The organism is Streptomyces sp. NPDC058045 (assembly GCF_042885635.1).
GTDB lineage: Bacteria > Actinomycetota > Actinomycetes > Streptomycetales > Streptomycetaceae > Streptomyces.
Window position 1 is genome coordinate 18813 of sequence record NZ_JBHVRR010000054.1, and the last position, 15541, is coordinate 34353.

The 15541-nt window shown below is 74.1% G+C and carries 13 protein-coding genes; 8 read left to right on the plus strand and 5 right to left on the minus strand.

The genetic code is table 11. From position 1 onward, the window contains the following. Positions 1-101 precede the first annotated feature (101 nt). The 5 genes from ACFVST_RS24875 (at position 102) to ACFVST_RS24895 (ending at position 5828) form a co-directional block, all read left to right on the plus strand. Positions 102-1700 (plus strand): alkaline phosphatase D family protein, encoded by a 1599-nt coding sequence (locus ACFVST_RS24875; protein WP_390155795.1) that lies wholly within the window; start codon positions 102-104, stop codon positions 1698-1700. Between the two features lie 86 nt (positions 1701-1786). After that, complete coding sequence (locus tag ACFVST_RS24880) at positions 1787-3001, plus strand: GNAT family N-acetyltransferase (RefSeq protein WP_390155796.1); 1215 nt, start codon at positions 1787-1789, stop codon at positions 2999-3001. Positions 3002-3181: 180 nt separating this feature from the next. Then, complete coding sequence (locus ACFVST_RS24885; RefSeq protein ID WP_390155797.1) at positions 3182-4021, plus strand: CPBP family intramembrane glutamic endopeptidase; 840 nt, start codon at positions 3182-3184, stop codon at positions 4019-4021. Continuing rightward, on the plus strand, positions 4018-5172 hold the full coding sequence (locus tag ACFVST_RS24890) for a sensor histidine kinase (RefSeq protein ID WP_390155798.1): 1155 nt from the start codon (positions 4018-4020) through the stop codon (positions 5170-5172). The genes ACFVST_RS24885 and ACFVST_RS24890 overlap by 4 nt, the downstream gene beginning before the upstream one ends. Beyond that, positions 5169-5828: a response regulator gene (locus ACFVST_RS24895; protein ID WP_390155799.1), complete on the plus strand. Its 660-nt coding sequence runs from the start codon at positions 5169-5171 to the stop codon at positions 5826-5828. The genes ACFVST_RS24890 and ACFVST_RS24895 overlap by 4 nt, the downstream gene beginning before the upstream one ends. 66 nt (positions 5829-5894) lie before the next feature. Here the strand turns inward: ACFVST_RS24895 and ACFVST_RS24900 are convergent, their stop codons facing one another. Then, positions 5895-7106: a trans-sulfuration enzyme family protein gene (locus tag ACFVST_RS24900; RefSeq protein ID WP_390155800.1), complete on the minus strand. Its 1212-nt coding sequence runs from the start codon at positions 7104-7106 to the stop codon at positions 5895-5897. Positions 7107-7165: 59 nt separating this feature from the next. Here ACFVST_RS24900 and ACFVST_RS24905 point away from each other — a divergent pair, with 59 nt between their 5' ends. Together ACFVST_RS24905 and ACFVST_RS24910 are read left to right on the plus strand one after the other, a co-directional pair. Further along, a complete protein-coding gene (locus ACFVST_RS24905; protein ID WP_390155801.1) occupies positions 7166-7663 on the plus strand; it encodes an Lrp/AsnC family transcriptional regulator in 498 nt (165 codons plus the stop codon). Between the two features lie 32 nt (positions 7664-7695). After that, positions 7696-9393, plus strand: coding sequence for a DUF885 domain-containing protein (locus ACFVST_RS24910; RefSeq protein WP_390155802.1), 1698 nt, complete (start codon positions 7696-7698; stop codon positions 9391-9393). Positions 9394-9441: 48 nt separating this feature from the next. Here ACFVST_RS24910 and ACFVST_RS24915 read toward each other — a convergent pair whose 3' ends face one another. The 3 genes from ACFVST_RS24915 to ACFVST_RS24925 are packed head-to-tail and all read right to left on the minus strand — an operon-like array spanning position 9442 to position 14265. Continuing rightward, complete coding sequence (locus ACFVST_RS24915) at positions 9442-12426, minus strand: AAA family ATPase (RefSeq protein ID WP_390155803.1); 2985 nt, start codon at positions 12424-12426, stop codon at positions 9442-9444. After that, on the minus strand, positions 12423-13586 hold the full coding sequence (locus ACFVST_RS24920) for an exonuclease SbcCD subunit D (protein ID WP_390155804.1): 1164 nt from the start codon (positions 13584-13586) through the stop codon (positions 12423-12425). The genes ACFVST_RS24915 and ACFVST_RS24920 overlap by 4 nt, the downstream gene beginning before the upstream one ends. Before the next feature lie 58 nt (positions 13587-13644). Then, entirely contained in the window at positions 13645-14265 is a 621-nt protein-coding gene (locus ACFVST_RS24925; protein ID WP_390155805.1) for a YigZ family protein, read from the minus strand. 121 nt (positions 14266-14386) lie between these two features. Between ACFVST_RS24925 and ACFVST_RS24930 the strand changes: the two genes are divergently transcribed. Then, positions 14387-14797, plus strand: a complete 411-nt coding sequence (locus tag ACFVST_RS24930) for a CoA-binding protein (RefSeq protein WP_390155806.1) — start codon at positions 14387-14389, stop codon at positions 14795-14797. A 48-nt stretch (positions 14798-14845) separates the two neighbouring features. On the opposite strand, the gene ACFVST_RS24935 is transcribed toward ACFVST_RS24930, so the two are convergent. Continuing rightward, a complete protein-coding gene (locus ACFVST_RS24935; protein ID WP_390155807.1) occupies positions 14846-15406 on the minus strand; it encodes a YbaK/EbsC family protein in 561 nt (186 codons plus the stop codon). Positions 15407-15541 lie beyond the last annotated feature (135 nt).

Below are 15541 nucleotides of genomic sequence, written 5' to 3' on the forward strand. Positions count from 1 at the left end.
TCCGTTCGGTGCGGGCGCGCCCTTCTTCCGTGCGGCGCGCGGGAGTTGTTCACTCGCGGGGGTAGGTGCCCGGCGATTCCCCGCGAGCCCAGGAGGCGCAGATGGCAGCCAGTGAACCGTGCACGACCGGCGGCGGACGGAGCGGGCCCGGGCGGCGCGGTGTGCTGCGCGGTTCGCTCGCGGCCGCCGCCGCGCTCGCCGTGCCCGCCGCCCCGGTGGCGGCGCCCGCCTTCGCCCTCGGTGGGCGGCCGGGCGCCCCGTGGGGTGTGCAGACCGGCGATGTGGGCACCGACTCGGGCCTGGTGTGGGTGCGTTCGGACCGGCCGGCCCGGATGGTGGTGGAGGTCAGCGCCACCGACTCGTTCCGCCGGGTGCGGCGGGTGCCGGGGCCGCTGCTCGGGCCCGGCACCGACTTCACCGGCACCACCCGGCTGCCGGGCCTGCCCGCCGGCGAGCAGATCCACTACCGGGTGCTGCTGGCCGACCCGGACGACCCGCGCCGCACCGGTGAGCCCGTCACCGGCACCTTCCGTACCGCGCCCGGGGGCAGGCGGTCCGGGGTGCGGTTCCTGTGGTCGGCGGACATCGCGGGGCAGGGCTGGGGCATCAACCCGGACCGGGGCGGCTTCCGCGTCTTCGAGGACATGCGGCGGCTCGATCCGGACTTCTTCCTGTGCAGCGGCGACAACATCTACGCCGACGGCCCCATCGCGGCGAGCGTCACCCTGCCCGACGGCCGGGTGTGGCGGAACATCACCACCGAGGAGAAGTCGAAGGTCGCGGAGAGCCTGGACGAGTTCCGCGGCGCCTTCCGCTACAACCGGCTGGACGCCCACCTCCGCCGCTTCTCCGCGCAGGTACCGGCCATCACCCAGTGGGACGACCACGATGTGCACAACAACTGGTACCCGGGCCAGATCCTGGACGACGACCGGTACACGGTGAAGGACACCTCCGTCCTCTCGGCCCGCTCGCTGCGCGCCTTCAGCGAGTACTTCCCGGTGTCCACCCTGCCGCCCGGCGACCGGGACGGCCGGGTCTACCGGGTGCTGCGGCACGGCCCGCTGCTCGACGTGTTCGTGCTCGACATGCGCAGCTACCGCAACGCCAACTCGCCCGGACGGCAGCCCGAGGATCCCACCGGCATCCTGGGCGCCGGGCAACTGGCCTGGCTCAAGCGGGAGTTGTCCCGTTCGCGGGCGGTGTGGAAGGTGATCGCCTCGGATATGCCGCTGGGCCTGGTGGTCACCGACGGGAAGACGGACTTCGAGGCGGTGGCGCAGGGCGATCCGGGCGCGCCCCTCGGCCGGGAGTTGCAGATCGCCGAGCTGCTGCGGCACATCAAGCACCGGCGGATCACCGGCACGGTGTGGCTGACGGCGGATGTGCACTACACCTCGGCGCAGCACTACGCCCCGGAGCGGGCCGCGTTCGGGGATTTCGAGCCGTTCTGGGAGTTCGTCTCGGGGCCGCTGGCGGCGGGCGGCTTCAAGGCGGCCGCACTGGACGCCACCTTCGGCCCGCGCCAGGAGTTCATCAAGGCCCCGGACCGGTCGAACACCTCCCCCGCCGAGACCCCGCCCTACTTCGGCGAGGTCGAAATCGACGGCGGCAGCGGGGAGTTGACGGTACGGCTGCGGGAGGAGGGCGGCACGGTGCTGTACCGCAGGACGCTGGAGCCGGGGCGGGTGGGGCAGTAGCCGGGGCCGGCGTCCCGGGGCGGGGCTTTACCCGAAGGTCACACCCGGTTCGCAGCGCGGCAACAGCGGCGGGTGACGCTGGAGGCATGACGACCGGAATCTTCGCCCTGCTGGCCTCCTCCGCCGCCGACTTCCGCAGCCGGTGGCCGCGGCGCCCCTCCCCGGCCACCGATCCCCGCCCCGGCACCGGGCGCCGCCCACCCGACCCGGACCCCGGGGACGGCGAAGGCACCGGGGACGGGCGGGTCGCCGGGGCGACGGTGCTGTGGCGGCTGCGGACCACGGTGTGCGACGCGCCGGGCTCGCTGGCCGCGCTCTGCTCGGCGCTCGCCGCGCTGCGGGTGGACATCCTCAGCCTGGGCACCCATCCGCTGGCGGAGGGGACCGTGGACGAGTTCCTGCTGCGCGCCCCGGCCGCCCTCACCTCGGACACCCTCGGGCGGGCCGTCGACACCGCCGGGGGCCGGGACACCTGGACCGAACGCGCCGACACCCACGACCTGGTCGACACCGCCACCAGCGTCCTGGGCCTGGCCACCCGCGCCGCCCTGGACTCCGCCGAACTCCCGCTGGCGCTACGGAAGTTGCTGGGCCGCTGCACCATCGGCACCCGTCCCGCCCCGGTCGGCCCCGCCGAGGACCTGCTCGACGGCACCGTGCTGCGGCTGCGTACCGGGGACGGCGGTCTGCTCACCGTGGAGCGGCCCCAACTGCCGTTCACGCCCACCGAGTTCGCCCGCGCCCGGGCGCTGGTGGAGCTGGGCCGTGCCGTTCGGATCTCCGGGACGGTGGCACCGCGGGCGGCGGCGGTCACCGTGGGGCGGGCCGGTACCGGGGATCTGGCGGAGGCGCGGGCCATGCACCGGCGGTGCTCGTCCGCCACACTGCGGGCGCGCTACCACGGGCCGGTCGGGGACGCGGACCGCTATCTGGACCATCTGCTCGGCCCGCACTTCGGCCGCACCCTCGCCGCCCGCACCGGCGACGGCCGGATCGCCGCCCTCGGCCATCTGCTCTGGGACGGCGCGGAGACCGAGGTGGCACTCCTGGTGGAGGACGCCTGGCAGCGCCGCGGTGTGGGCACCGAACTCCTCGCCCGGCTGGTGGAGTTGGCCCGGGAAGCGGGAAGCCGCAGCGTGTACGCCGTCACCCGGGAATCCAACACCGCGATGGCGGCCGCGATGCGCTCCCTCGGCCTGCCCCTCGACTACCAACTGGCCGAAGGCACCCTGGTCATCACGGCCCACCTCCCCAACGCCCGCTCCCCTCGCAGCGGTTCATCGGAAGCCACCGCCCGATAGCCCCAGCCACCCCAACTCAGGCCCGCCGGGGGCCGGTTCGGCAAGGGCGGGCGGGCCGCTTGTCCCCCGTGCGAGCTACGGCCGGGTGTCCACCGTGAGGGGACGATCTTCGGGCGCCGGATCCGTAGCGTCCTGTCCCACCCGCGGCGTATGGCTCGCGGGTGGGACGAGGGAGCAGCGATGAGGTTTGTCCGGCAGTTCATGGCCGTCCTGGCGATGTACGCGATCGGCGGGACCGCGGTGAGCGCGGTCAAGGACAACGACTGGCTCACCTGCGTACTCGGGCTGCTGGTGGCCGCGCTGACGGTGCTGGTGTACGGGTGGGTGGTGCGGTGGACCGAGCACCGTCCGGCGCCGGACGTGGCCCGGGAGGACGCGGTGGCCAAGACCGGCTGGGGGGTGCTGATCGGCGCCGGGTGGTTCGTGATGGTCATCGTGAACCTCTTCTGCTCGGGCTACTACGAGGTCGACGGCCTGGGCTCGGGGAAGGGCGCGCTGGGGCTGCTCGGTTTCATGGCGGCCGCCGCGGCGACGGAGGAAGTGGTCTACCGGGGCGTGCTGTTCCGTATCGTCGAGGAGCGCACCGGCACCTATGCGGCGCTGGGGCTGACCGGGCTGCTGTTCGGGCTCTCGCATCTGCTCAACGAGCACGCCACACTGTGGGGCGCCGTCGCCATCGCCGTCGAGGCGGGCTTCATGCTCGCCGCCGCCTATGCCGCCACCCGCAGCCTGTGGCTGACGATCGGTGTGCACTTCGGCTGGAACTTCGCCGCGGCCGGCGTCTTCAGTACCGAGGTCTCCGGCAACGGCGGCAATCTGGGCCTGCTGGACGCCACCACCTCCGGCCCCGAGCTGCTCACCGGCGGCGAGTTCGGCCCGGAGGGCAGTGTGTACTCGGTGGGGTTCGGGGTGCTGTTCACCCTGGTGTTCCTGTGGCTGGCCCACCGGCGCGGCCGCATCGTGCGGTTCGGCGCCCGGCGTGCGGCGACCACCGGGGCCATCGCTACACTCCCCCGATGATCAGCGGCCGAAGGATCCCGGAGGTGTGGCGCCGGCTCGATGTCACGGTCCGGGATCTGCCGCTGGGAGTGGTGCTGCTGGTCGCCTCGCTGCTGCCGTCGCTGCGCGGCCACGGGACGGAGTTGGGCGGCCTGCCGGTCCGGCCCGCCGACGCGCTTGCCGGGGTGGCCGCGGTGCTCCAGTGCCTGCCGCTCGCGGTGCGCCGCCGGTGGCCGCTGGTGTGCGTCGCGCTGGTGGCGGCCGGTTTCGCCCTGGACCAGCTTCGGGGCTACCACCTCTTCGCCGGTTCCGCGCTGCCCGTCGCCCTGCTGAGCACGGGCTCGTATCTGGAGCGGTACCGGCGGGCCGTCCCCGGCGTCCTCACCACGGGGTTCGCGGCGCTGTCCGTGGCGCTCCACCGGATCGGCGGGGGGCGGGAGACGGTCGCCGAGTTCGCGATGTTCTATCTGGCGCTGGCCCTCGCCTGGGGTATCGGAGTCTGGACGCGTTCCGCCCGTGCCGCGGAGGCCGAGCGGCGCAGGCGCGGCGCCGAGGACGCCCGTAACGCCGAACGGGCCCGTATCGCACGGGAGTTGCACGATGTGGTCACCCACCATGTGACGGCGATGGTGGTGCAGTCCGAGGCCGCCCGGTATCTGACCGCGGCGCCCGAGCGGCTGGACCAGAACCTGGCCGCGGTCGGCGAGACCGGCCGGCGGGCCATCACCGACCTGCGGCACCTGCTGGATCTGCTCAACCCGGACCACCGCCCGGAGCCCAGAACGCCACCGGTGGGACGGCTGCTGGCACTGGTCGAGCAGACCCGGCTGGCGGGGCAGCCGGTGGAGTTCACCGAGGAGGGCACACCGACGGCGACGACCGGCAGCGCCGACCTGGTGGCCTACCGCGTGGTGCAGGAGGCGCTGACCAATGCCCTCAAGTACGACCACGGCGGCCTGACTTCGGTCCTGGTGCGCCACCGGGAGAGGGAGATCACGGTGGAGGTCGGCACCGACGGCTCGGGCTCGCGGGACGGGTCACCCGGCGGGGGCGGACGGGGGCTGGCCGGTCTGCGGGAACGGGTCGATGTGCTGGGCGGCGAGTTCACCGCCGAGGAGCGGACCGGCGGCGGTTTCGTGGTGCGGGCCCGGATACCGGGGAGGAATCCATGAGCGGGCCGGTGCGGGTCCTGGTCTGCGACGACCAGGTGCTGGTCCGCACCGGACTGTCGACCATCATCGGTGCCCAGCCCGACCTGGAGGTGGCCGGCGAGTGCGGAGACGGGCAGGCCGCGGTCGAACTCGCCGCCCGACTCCGCCCGGACATCGTGGTGATGGACGTACGGATGCCGGTGCTCGACGGTATCGAGGCCACCCGCCGGCTGGCCGGGGCCGGGGTGGCGGACCCGGTGAAGGTGCTGGTGGTGACGACGTTCAACCTGGACGAGTACGTCTATGAGGCGCTGCGGGCGGGTGCCAGCGGCTTCCTGCTCAAGGACGCGCCGCCGGACCGGCTGCTGCACGGCATCCGCACCGTCGCCACCGGTGCGGCACTGCTCGACCCCGAGGTGACCCGCCGCCTGGTGGGCCGGTACGCCGCCCGGATCCGGCCCACCGAAGCCACCTCACGGGAACTCCCGTTGACACCACGCGAGTTGCAGGTGCTGCGGCTGATCGCGGACGGCCTCTCCAACAGTGAGATCGCCGCGGCCCTGGTGATCAGCCAGGAAACCGTCAAGACCTTCGTGTCCCGCATCCTCACCAAGCTCGACCTGCGGGACCGCGTCCAGGCGGTGGTCTTCGCCTACCGCAACGGCCTGGTGACCTGACGGGGCACGTGGCTCCAACTACCCGACCGCAGAGGGCAGTTGGAGCCACGCGGAAGCGGGCCCCGATCAGGTGTGACGGCCCCGCACCGCCCGAGGTGCGGGGACCGACTCGCGTACCGGGCCGAGGGCGTGGTCCAGGTCCTGCCAGAGGTCGTCCACGTCCTCCAGGCCCACCGACATCCGCAGCAGGCGGTCGCCGACGCCCGAGCCGTGGCGGTCGGCCGGGTCCACGATGCGGTGGCTGATGGACGCCGGGTGCTGGATCAGGGTGTCGACGCTGCCCAGGCTGACCGCGGGGGTGATCAGCCGGACCGCGGCGATCACCTCGTGCGGCTCCCGGCCGGCGGCCGGCTCGAACGACACCATGGCGCCACCGATCCGGGGGTAGTGCACCCGCGCCACCCGGGGGTCGGCGGTGAGGCGGCGGGCCAGTTCGGCGGCGGTGGCGGACGCGGCGCGGACCCGGACCGGCAGGGTGGACAGGCCGCGCAGCAGGAGGTAGCCGGCCAGCGGGTGCAGCACCCCGCCGGTGGCGAAGCGCACCTGCCGCAGCGGGCCGGCCAGTTCCTCGTCACAGGCCACCACACCGCCGAGGACGTCCCCGTGGCCGCCCAGGTACTTGGTGGCGCTGTGCAGCACCAGCCGGGCACCGGACTCGGCGGGCCGCTGGAGGACGGGCGTGGCGAAGGTGTTGTCGACCAGCAGCGGCACCTCGCCGCAGGAGTACACCACCGCCCGCAGGTCGATCTCGGCGAGCGTCGGATTGGCCGGGGACTCCACCATGACCAGACCGGTGTCGGGGCGGACGGCGTCCGCGACGCCCGCCGGATCGGTCCAGGTGACCTCGGTGCCCAGCAGTCCCGTGTTGAGCAGATGGTCGCTGCATCCGTACAGCGGCCGTACCGCGACCACATGGCGCAGTCCGGCCGCGCCACGCACCAGGAGTACCGCGGTGAGCGCCGCCATACCGCTGGCGAAGGCGACGGCGGAGTCGGTGCCCTCCAGGCGGGCGAGCCCGGACTCGAAGCGGGCCACCGTCGGATTGCCGAGGCGGCCGTAGACCGGCGGGCCGTCGGGTTCGGCGCCGTCGGCCGCGAAGGCGTCGATCCGGGCGGCCTCGCCTCGGCTGTCGTAGGAGGGGTAGGTGGTGGACAGGTCGATCGGCGGGGCGTGCAGGCCGAGTCCGGCGAGGTCCTCGCGGCCGGCGTGCACGGCGTCGGTGGCCAGGGCGCGCGGACCGGGTGCGGCGGCGCCCTCCTGGTACGGGTCGAAGTCCATGCCCCCAGGCTGAACACCGGCCGGGTCGCCGGGGTCAACTCCCGTGCTACGTTCGGCCGATGAGCGAGCCGGTCGTACTGGATCCGGTTGATCTGCACATCCTGGGCCTGTTGCAGAACGACGCCCGGACCACCTACCGGGATCTCGCCGCCCGGGTCGGGGTGGCGCCGTCGACCTGCCTGGACCGGGTGGCGCGGCTGCGCCGCAGCGGCGTCATCCTGGGCCACCGCCTGCAGTTGGACGCGGCGAAGCTGGGGCGCGGCCTCCAGGCGCTGCTGGCGGTGCAGGTGCGGCCGCACCGGCGGGAGCTGGTCGGCCCGTTCGTGGACCGGGTACGCGCCCTGCCGGAGGCCCGTACCGTCTTCCACCTCACCGGTCCCGACGACTATCTGGTGCATGTGGCGGTGGCGGACGCGGCGGACCTCCAGCGGCTGGTGCTGGACGAGTTCACCTCCCGGCGGGAGGTGGCCAGGGTGGAGACCCGGCTGATCTTCCAGCAGTGGGAGTGCGGCCCGCTGCTCCCGCCGGGCGCTACGCCGAGAGTTGAATCCCCGTGACGGAGTATGCCTCCGCATACGAGGATGGCCCCATGCCACAGTCTGAGACCAAGAATCCGCTGCCCCGGGCCGTCGCCGACGCCTATGTCGACGAGTTGGTGGCCCTCGACCCCGCCCTAGGTACCTACCTCGGTGTGCCGGAGTGCTCCAGCCGGCTGCCCGATCTGTCGCCCGCCGGTCTCGACGCCCATGCCGAGCTGTCCCGCCGCGCCCTGGAGAAGCTGGCCGAGGCCGAGCGGCGGCCCGGCGCGGACAGCGACGCCGAGCGCCGCTGCGCCCGGCTGCTGCGGGAGCGGCTCACCGCCGGGCTCGCGGTGCACGAGGCGCAGGAGGGCCTGCGCGAGGTGGGCAATCTGGGCACGCGCGCGCATGAGGTGCGGGAGGTGTTCACGGTGACCCCGGCGGACACCGAGGCGGACTGGCGGGCGATCGCCGAGCGTCTGCGGGCGGTACCGGGCGCGTACGGCGGGTACCGGGAGTCGCTGGAGCTGGGTCTTGAGCGCGGGCTGCGGGGCGCGCCGCGGCCCACCGCCACCTTCGTCGCCCAGCTCGACGAGTGGGCCGACATCGACGGCGAGGGCCGCGGCTGGTTCACCGACTTCGCCGCCGCGGGGCCCGACGCGCTCCGCGCCGAGCTGGACGAGGCGGCCGGCGGCGCCGACGAGGCGGTGCGCGCGCTGCGGGACTGGATGCGCGACGTGTACGCCCCGGCGGTGGCGGACGCGCCGAACACGGTGGGCCGGGAGCGCTACGCCCGCTGGTCCCGCTACTACAACGGCACCGATCTGGACCTGGACGAGGCCTACGCCTACGGCTGGGCCGAGTACCACCGGCTGCTGGGTGAGATGCGGCAGGAGGCGGAGAAGATCCTGCCGGGGGCGGAGACACCGTGGGTGGCGCTGGCCCATCTCGACGAGCACGGGACGCATATCGAGGGTGTGGAGGAGGTCCGCGCCTGGCTCCAGGGCCTGATGGACGAGGCCATCGAGAAGCTGGACGGCACCCACTTCGAACTGGCCGAGCGGGTACGGAAGGTAGAGTCCCGCATCGCCCCCACGGGCAGCGCCGCCGCGCCGTACTACACCGCGCCCTCGGAGGACTTCTCCCGCCCCGGCCGCACCTGGCTGCCGACCATGGGCGCGACCCGCTTCCCGGTGTACGACCTGGTGTCCACCTGGTACCACGAGGGGGTGCCGGGGCACCATCTGCAACTGGCGCAGTGGGCGCATGTCAGCGAGGACCTGTCGCGCTACCAGGCGGGCGTGGGCCAGGTGAGCGCCAACGCGGAGGGCTGGGCGCTCTACGCGGAGCGGCTGATGGACGAGTTGGGCTTCCTGACCGACGCGGAGCAGCGGCTCGGCTATCTCGACGCGCAGATGATGCGGGCGGCGCGGGTCATCGTCGATATCGGGATGCACCTGGAGTTGGAGATTCCGGCGGATTCGCCGTTCCACCCGGGTGAGCGGTGGACGCCGGAGCTGGCGCAGGAGTTCTTCGGTGCGCACAGCAGCCGCCCGGCGGACTTCGTGGAGAGCGAGCTGACCCGCTATCTGACCATCCCGGGCCAGGCCATCGGCTACAAGCTGGGCGAACGGGCCTGGCTGCTGGGCCGCGAGCAGGCCGCCGCCCGCCACGGCGAGGACTTCGACCTGAAGGCCTGGCACATGGCGGCCCTGTCGCAGGGCCCGCTGGGCCTGGACGACCTGGTGGACGAGCTGTCGCAGCTCTGACGCGGACGCGCCGGCCCCCCTTTTCCCGGCTTACTGGGGGGCCGGCGCCTACCGCTGCCGTACCGCGGAACCGGTGCGGTGTTTGACGATCTCCAGTTGGGCGTGGATACGGCGGCGCAGGTCGGCGACATGGCTGACGATGCCGACGCTGCGGTCACGTTCCCGCAACTGGTCGAGTACATCAAGGACTTCGTCCAGGGTCTGGTCGTCCAGGCTGCCGAAGCCCTCGTCGATGAAGAGGGTGTCGAGGCGGACGCCGCCCGCCTCGTCGGTGACCACATCGGCGAGGCCCAGGGCGAGGGCGAGGGACGCGAAGAAGGTCTCGCCGCCGGAGAGGGTGGTGGTGTCGCGCTCCCGGCCGGTCCAGGCGTCCACCACATGCAGCCCGAGTCCGGAGCGGCCCCGGCCGGCGCGGTCGTCGGAGTGGACCAGGGTGTAGCGGCCGCCGGACATCCGGGCCAGTCGGGCGGTGGCGGCGGCCGCGACCTGTTCGAGCCGGGCCGCCAGCACATAGGACTCCAGGCGCATCCGGTGCTCGTTGTCGGCGGAGGTGCCGGCGGTGAGCGCGGCGAGCCCGGCCACCTGCTCATGCCCGCCGCGGCGGGCCGCGGAGGCCCGTACGGCGGTGGTGGCGCGGGTGGAGAGCCGGTCGAGTTCGGTGCAGCGGCGGGTGGCGGCGTCCTGGGCGGAGGCGGCGCGGCGCAGCCGCAGTCCGGCGGCCTCGGCGGCTTCGGCGGCGAAGTCCGGGTCGGCGGGCGGCAGTTCGGCGGCGGCCGAGGTTGCGGCTTCGGCGAGGACGGCGCGTACGGTGCGCTCCTCGATCTGCCAGAGGTCGAGGCGGTGCTGGAGTTCGCGGTGGGCCCGGTCGTCGAGGAGGGCGTCGGCCGCCTGGTGCGGGGTGTCGAAACCGGCCCGGTAGGCGGCGTCCGCGAGCCGGGCGTCGGCGTCCTTGAGGCGGCGGGCCGCCTCCTCGTCGCGGCGGACGGCCTCGGCGGCCCCGGTGAGGCGGGCGGCGGTCCGGCCGAGCGCCTCGGCCCGTTCCGCGACACTGGCCGCGTCTCCTCTGGCCTCGGCCAACTCGGCCGCCAACTGGGTGTGTTCCTGCTCCAGCAGATCGCGGCGGGAGGCCCGGGAGGCGGCGCGGGTCGCGGTGTCCTGGCGGGCGGCGAGCCGGCGGTCGTACTCGGCGCGGGCGGCGGTGACGGCTTCGCGGGCGGCGTGCAGTCCGGCGGCGGTGCGGTGGAACCGCTGCTGTTCCTGCCTCAACTCCGCCAGTTCGGCGGCGAGTTGTTCCGTCGGGGTGTCGGTGGCCGTCTCGGTGGCGGCGGCGAGTGCGGCCCGCAGGTCGGCGTGGGCGGTCTCGGCGGTGCGGCGGGCGGTGTCGGCGCGGGTGTGTGCGTCCAGGGCGGCGTCCTCGGCGGCCCGGTCGATGTGTCCGGCGGAGCGGCGGGCCGGGGCGGGGTGGTCGGCCGCCCCGCAGACCGGGCAGGGGGTGCCGTCGGTGAGCCGGTCGGCGAGTTCGGCGGCGATACCGGCGAGGCGCTGCTCCTTCAGCCGCAGCCAGTGCTCATGGGCGCCGAGGGCGTGTTCGCGGGCGGTGAGCATCCGGGCGTGGGCGGCGGCGGTGTCCTCGGTGAGGCGGTCGCGGCGGCGGGCGGCGTCCAGGCGTGCCTCGGCGGGGCCCGTCCGGGCGGTGAGGTGTTCGGCGCGGGTGGCGGCGTCCTGTGCGGTGTCCAGCCGTTCCTGGAGGGCGGCTTCGGTGGCGGGCCAGGCGGCGAGCCAGGTCTCGGTGTCCTGGCGGAGTTCCTCGTCGGCCTGGTCCTGGCGGTCCAGTGCGGCGCGTTCCTCGCGGACGGCGGTGAGGCGGTGCTCGGCGCGGCGGGCGGCGTCCAGCCGGCCGCGTTCCTCGGTGGCGCGGCGGGCGGCGGCGGTCAGGGTGTCGGTACCGGCGTCGGCGAGTGCGGCGGGCAGCGCGGCGCGGGCCTGGGCGGCGGCGGCCGCGGCGGCACGGTGCTCCTGGCGCGCGGTGTCCCGCAGGGCGAGCGCGGGGGCGACCGCGCCGGCCCGCCGGGACCGCTCCAACTCCCGTTCGGCTGCCTGCACTTGCTCCCGGTCGACGTCCAGCCGGGTGGCGCGGGCCAGAGCCTCGGCGTGCCGCTGCTGGAGCCGGTGCGTCTCCTGGGCGTCCGCGAGCCGTGCCTCGGCCTCGGTGCGGGCGGCTTCGGCGAAGGTGAGGGCCGAGTGGGCGGCGGCGCGGTGTTCGCGGGCGGTGCCGCGGGCGATGGCGGCCCAGGCCAGTACGGCGGCGGCGAGGCCGGGGTCGCCGGGTGCGGCCTCGGGCAGCGGGAGTTCCAGGGTGTCGCCCGCGGCCTGCTGCATCCGGTGGGCGTCGGCGAGCAGCGCCGCGTCCTCCGCGGCGACGGCCTTCTCACCGGCCTTGCGCAGCGCGGCGAGGTGCTGTTCGACGGCGGCGAAGCGGCGGGTGTCGAAGAGGCGGCCGAGGAGCTGGCCGCGGGCCTCCGCGTCGGCCCGCAGAAACCGCGCGAAGTCGCCCTGCGGCAGCAGCACCACCTGGCAGAACTGCTCCTTGCTCATCCCGAGGAGCCGCCCGATCTCCTCCCCGATCTCCTGGTGGGAACGGCTGAGTTGACGCCACTCGCCCTCATCGGGCCGGTACTGGCGCAGCGCGCTGAACGCCTTGTCGACGGTGGTGCCGGTGCCGCGTTTCTTCGGCCGCTGCCAGGGCGGTTGCCGGGTGATCTCCAGGCGCTGCCCGGCGATGCTGAAGTCGAGGCGGACCTCGGTACGGGTGCCGGGGTCGGCGTGGTCGCTGCGCAGGGTGAGGCCGGACTGCCGCTCGCCGGGGACGCTGCCGTAGAGAGCGTAGCAGACGGCGTCCAGGACGGAGGTCTTGCCGGCGCCGGTGGGGCCGTGCAGAAGGAACAGCCCGGCCTCGGAGAGTGCGTCGAAGTCCACGGTCTCGGTGCCGCCGAACGGCCCGAAGGCGGTGACGCGCAGTGTGTGGAGCCTCAACGGTCCACCTCCCGGCGGGAGTTGTCCACCCGCACCGCGTCCAGGGCGTCCCGCAGCACGGCCCGCTCGTACGGGTCGGGGGCGGCGCCGCGTACATGGGTCACGAAGTCCTCCGCGATCTGCTGGTCGTCGCGGCCCGCGAGGCGCTGGGCGTAGGACGGGCCGGCCTCCTCGGGTGGGCGTTCCGGGGCGAAGACCAGGCTGAGGGTGTGCGGGAAGCGGGCGGCGAGCCGGGCCATGGGCTCGGTGGGGCGGTGCGGGTCGGTGAGGGTGGCCTCCACCCAGGCGCCGGTGTGCCGCTCCAGTGCGGGCTCGGCGAGCAGGTCCTCAAGTCGCCCGCGAATCCTGGCCAGTTGGCGGGGCACCGGGGTGTCGAGGCGTTCCGCGGTGAGGGTGCCGCCGGCGCCGAGGTCGACCAGCCAGACGCTCTTGCGATGGTCGGCCTCGGAGAAGGAGTAGGCGAGGGGGCTGCCGGAGTAGCGGACGCGGTCGGTGAGCCGCTGGCTGCCGTGCAGATGGCCGAGGGCGGTGTAGTCGACACCGTCGAAGACGGCGGTGGGCACGGCGGCCACCCCGCCGACGGTGATGTCCCGTTCGCTGTCGCTGGAGTGGCCGCCGGTGACGAAGGCATGGGCCAGGACCACGGAGCGGGTGCCGGGGGCGCGGGTGGCGAGGTCGGCCCGCACCCGGTCCATGGCGGCCCCGAGCACCGCCTCGTGCCCGACCCGCCGGGCGCCCAACTCGTCCTTGACCAGGGCCGGTTCGAGGTACGGCAGACCGTAGAGGGCGATCTCTCCGTGCCGGTCGGCGAGGACGACGGGGGTGGCGCAGTGCCGGGGGTCGGTCCGCAGATGGATGCCGGCCCGGCCGAGGAGTCCGGCGCCGACCCCGAGGCGGCGGGCCGAGTCGTGGTTGCCGGAGATCAGCACGGTGGGTACGCCGAGGGCGGCCAGCCGGTGCAGGGCGTCGTCGAAGAGTTCCACCGCGGCGAGTGAGGGCACCGCCCGGTCGTACACATCGCCGGCGACCAGGACCGCGTCGACGGAGTGCTCCCGGGCGGCGGTGACGAGGTGGTCCAGGAACCCGGCCTGTGCCTCGATCATGCTCACCCGGTGGAAGGAGCGGCCGAGATGCCAGTCCGATGTGTGCAAGAACCTCATGATCCCGGCAGGATATCGGCCGCCCGAAGGGACTTGGGTGGCGGGCGCCGGGTCCGGCCTACCCGTACGCCTCCGCGCCCAGGGTGAGGGAGGCGGTGCCCGCGGTGGCGTCGGCGAGCCAGGCGCGGAAGGCGGGCACCTCGCCGTCGGGCAGGCCGATCTCCAGGGTGACCGTCTCGCCGTAGGCCACGTCGAGCACGCTGCGCCCGGCGGACCGCAGATCGTTCTGGAGGCGACCGGCGCGCTGGTGGTCGACGGTGACGGTGGCGAGCCGGTAGCGGCGCCTGGTGCGGGTGCCGACGGCGTCCAGGGCCTCGCCGACCGCCCCACCGTAGGCGCGGATCAGGCCCCCGGCGCCGAGCTTGACCCCGCCGAAGTAGCGGGTGACGACGGCGACGACATAGCGAATGTCGCGGCGGAGCAGCATCTGCAGCATCGGCACTCCGGCGGTGCCGCCCGGCTCGCCGTCGTCGCTCGCCTTCTGCACCGCGCCGTCCGCGCCGATGACATAGGCGTAGCAGTGGTGGCTGGCGTCGGTGTGCTCGCGGCGTACCCGGGCGATGAACTCCTGTGCCTCCGCCTCACTGGCCGCGGGGGCGAGGGCGCACCGGAAGCGGGAGCGGTTGACCTCGGTCTCGTGCACGCCCTCGTGGGCCACGGTGCGGTACTCGTCCTGCATCAGGCCAGCGTAGACGGCGAGCGGAAGGCGCCGGGAATCCGTGCGGGACGCGGCCTGTTGGCACAGAGTGGGACGGTCGGACGGTGGCGTGGTCCACCACGGGCGAACGGGGAGGCTCGGGATGGCTGATCAGGACGACTTGAGTGTGCGCAGGATCCTCCGGGAGAGCGGTGACACCTGGGCGCTGGTGGGCCTCTCCTCGAACCGGGCGCGGGCCGCGTACGGGGTGGCGCGGGTGCTCCAGCGCCTGGGGAAGCGGGTGGTGCCGGTGCATCCCAAGGCGGAGACGGTGCACGGCGAGCAGGGGTACGCCACGCTCGCCGAGATCCCCTTCCCGGTGGATGTGGTGGATGTGTTCGTCAACTCCACGCTGGCCGGTGCGGTGGCCGACGAGGCGGTGGCGATCGGCGCCAAGGCCGTCTGGTTCCAGTTGGGTGTGGTGGACGAGGACGCCTACCGGCGCACCCGGGAGGCGGGCCTGGAGATGGTGATGGACCGCTGCCCGGCGATCGAGATCGGCCGCGGCCTCTGACCCCATGGCTTACGGGTCCGGCTCAACGGCCGTGCCGGGTACGGGAGTTCAGCGGCCGAGTCCTTCCACGACCTCCGCGCCCGGCAGTCCGGCGAGGGCCCGGCCCGGCACGATCAGCTTGCCGCGCCGCCGCCCGCTGCCGATCAGCACATACGGCAGCGCGGCCACCGCGGAGTCGATCAGCAGCGGCCAGCCGGCGGGGAGCCCGATGGGGGTGATGCCGCCGTACTCCATACCGCTCTCACCGGTCGCGGTGTCCATCGGCGCGAAGGAGGCCTTGCGTACACCGAGCCGCTTGCGCACCAGGCCGTTGACGTCGGCCCGGGTGGTGGAGAGCACCAGGCAGGCGGCGAGGGTGGTGTCCCCGCCCCGCTTCCCGGCCACCACCACGCAGTTGGCGGACCGCTCCAGCAGGTCCTGCCCGTAGTGCTCGACGAAGACGGCGGTGTCGGCCCACTCCGGGTCGGTGTCGACATGCACCAACTCCTCGGCGGGGACCGGGCCTTGCCAGTTCCGCACCGCCTCGGCGACGGGTGCGATCAACTCGCCGAGGCGGTCGGCGGCCGGGGCGGCGGCGCCCGCCGCGAAGGTTCCGATGGGTGCGCGCATGAGCGGCACTCTAGGCCGTGTCGTTTGGATCTCCGTGGAACAAGGAGCGGGGTCTGGTGCGTGCTCTCGGTGTGCCGGCCGGACGCCCTCGTACTGGACGTACTTGGGCGTTTGGCCGGTGCAGCGAGAGTGCGT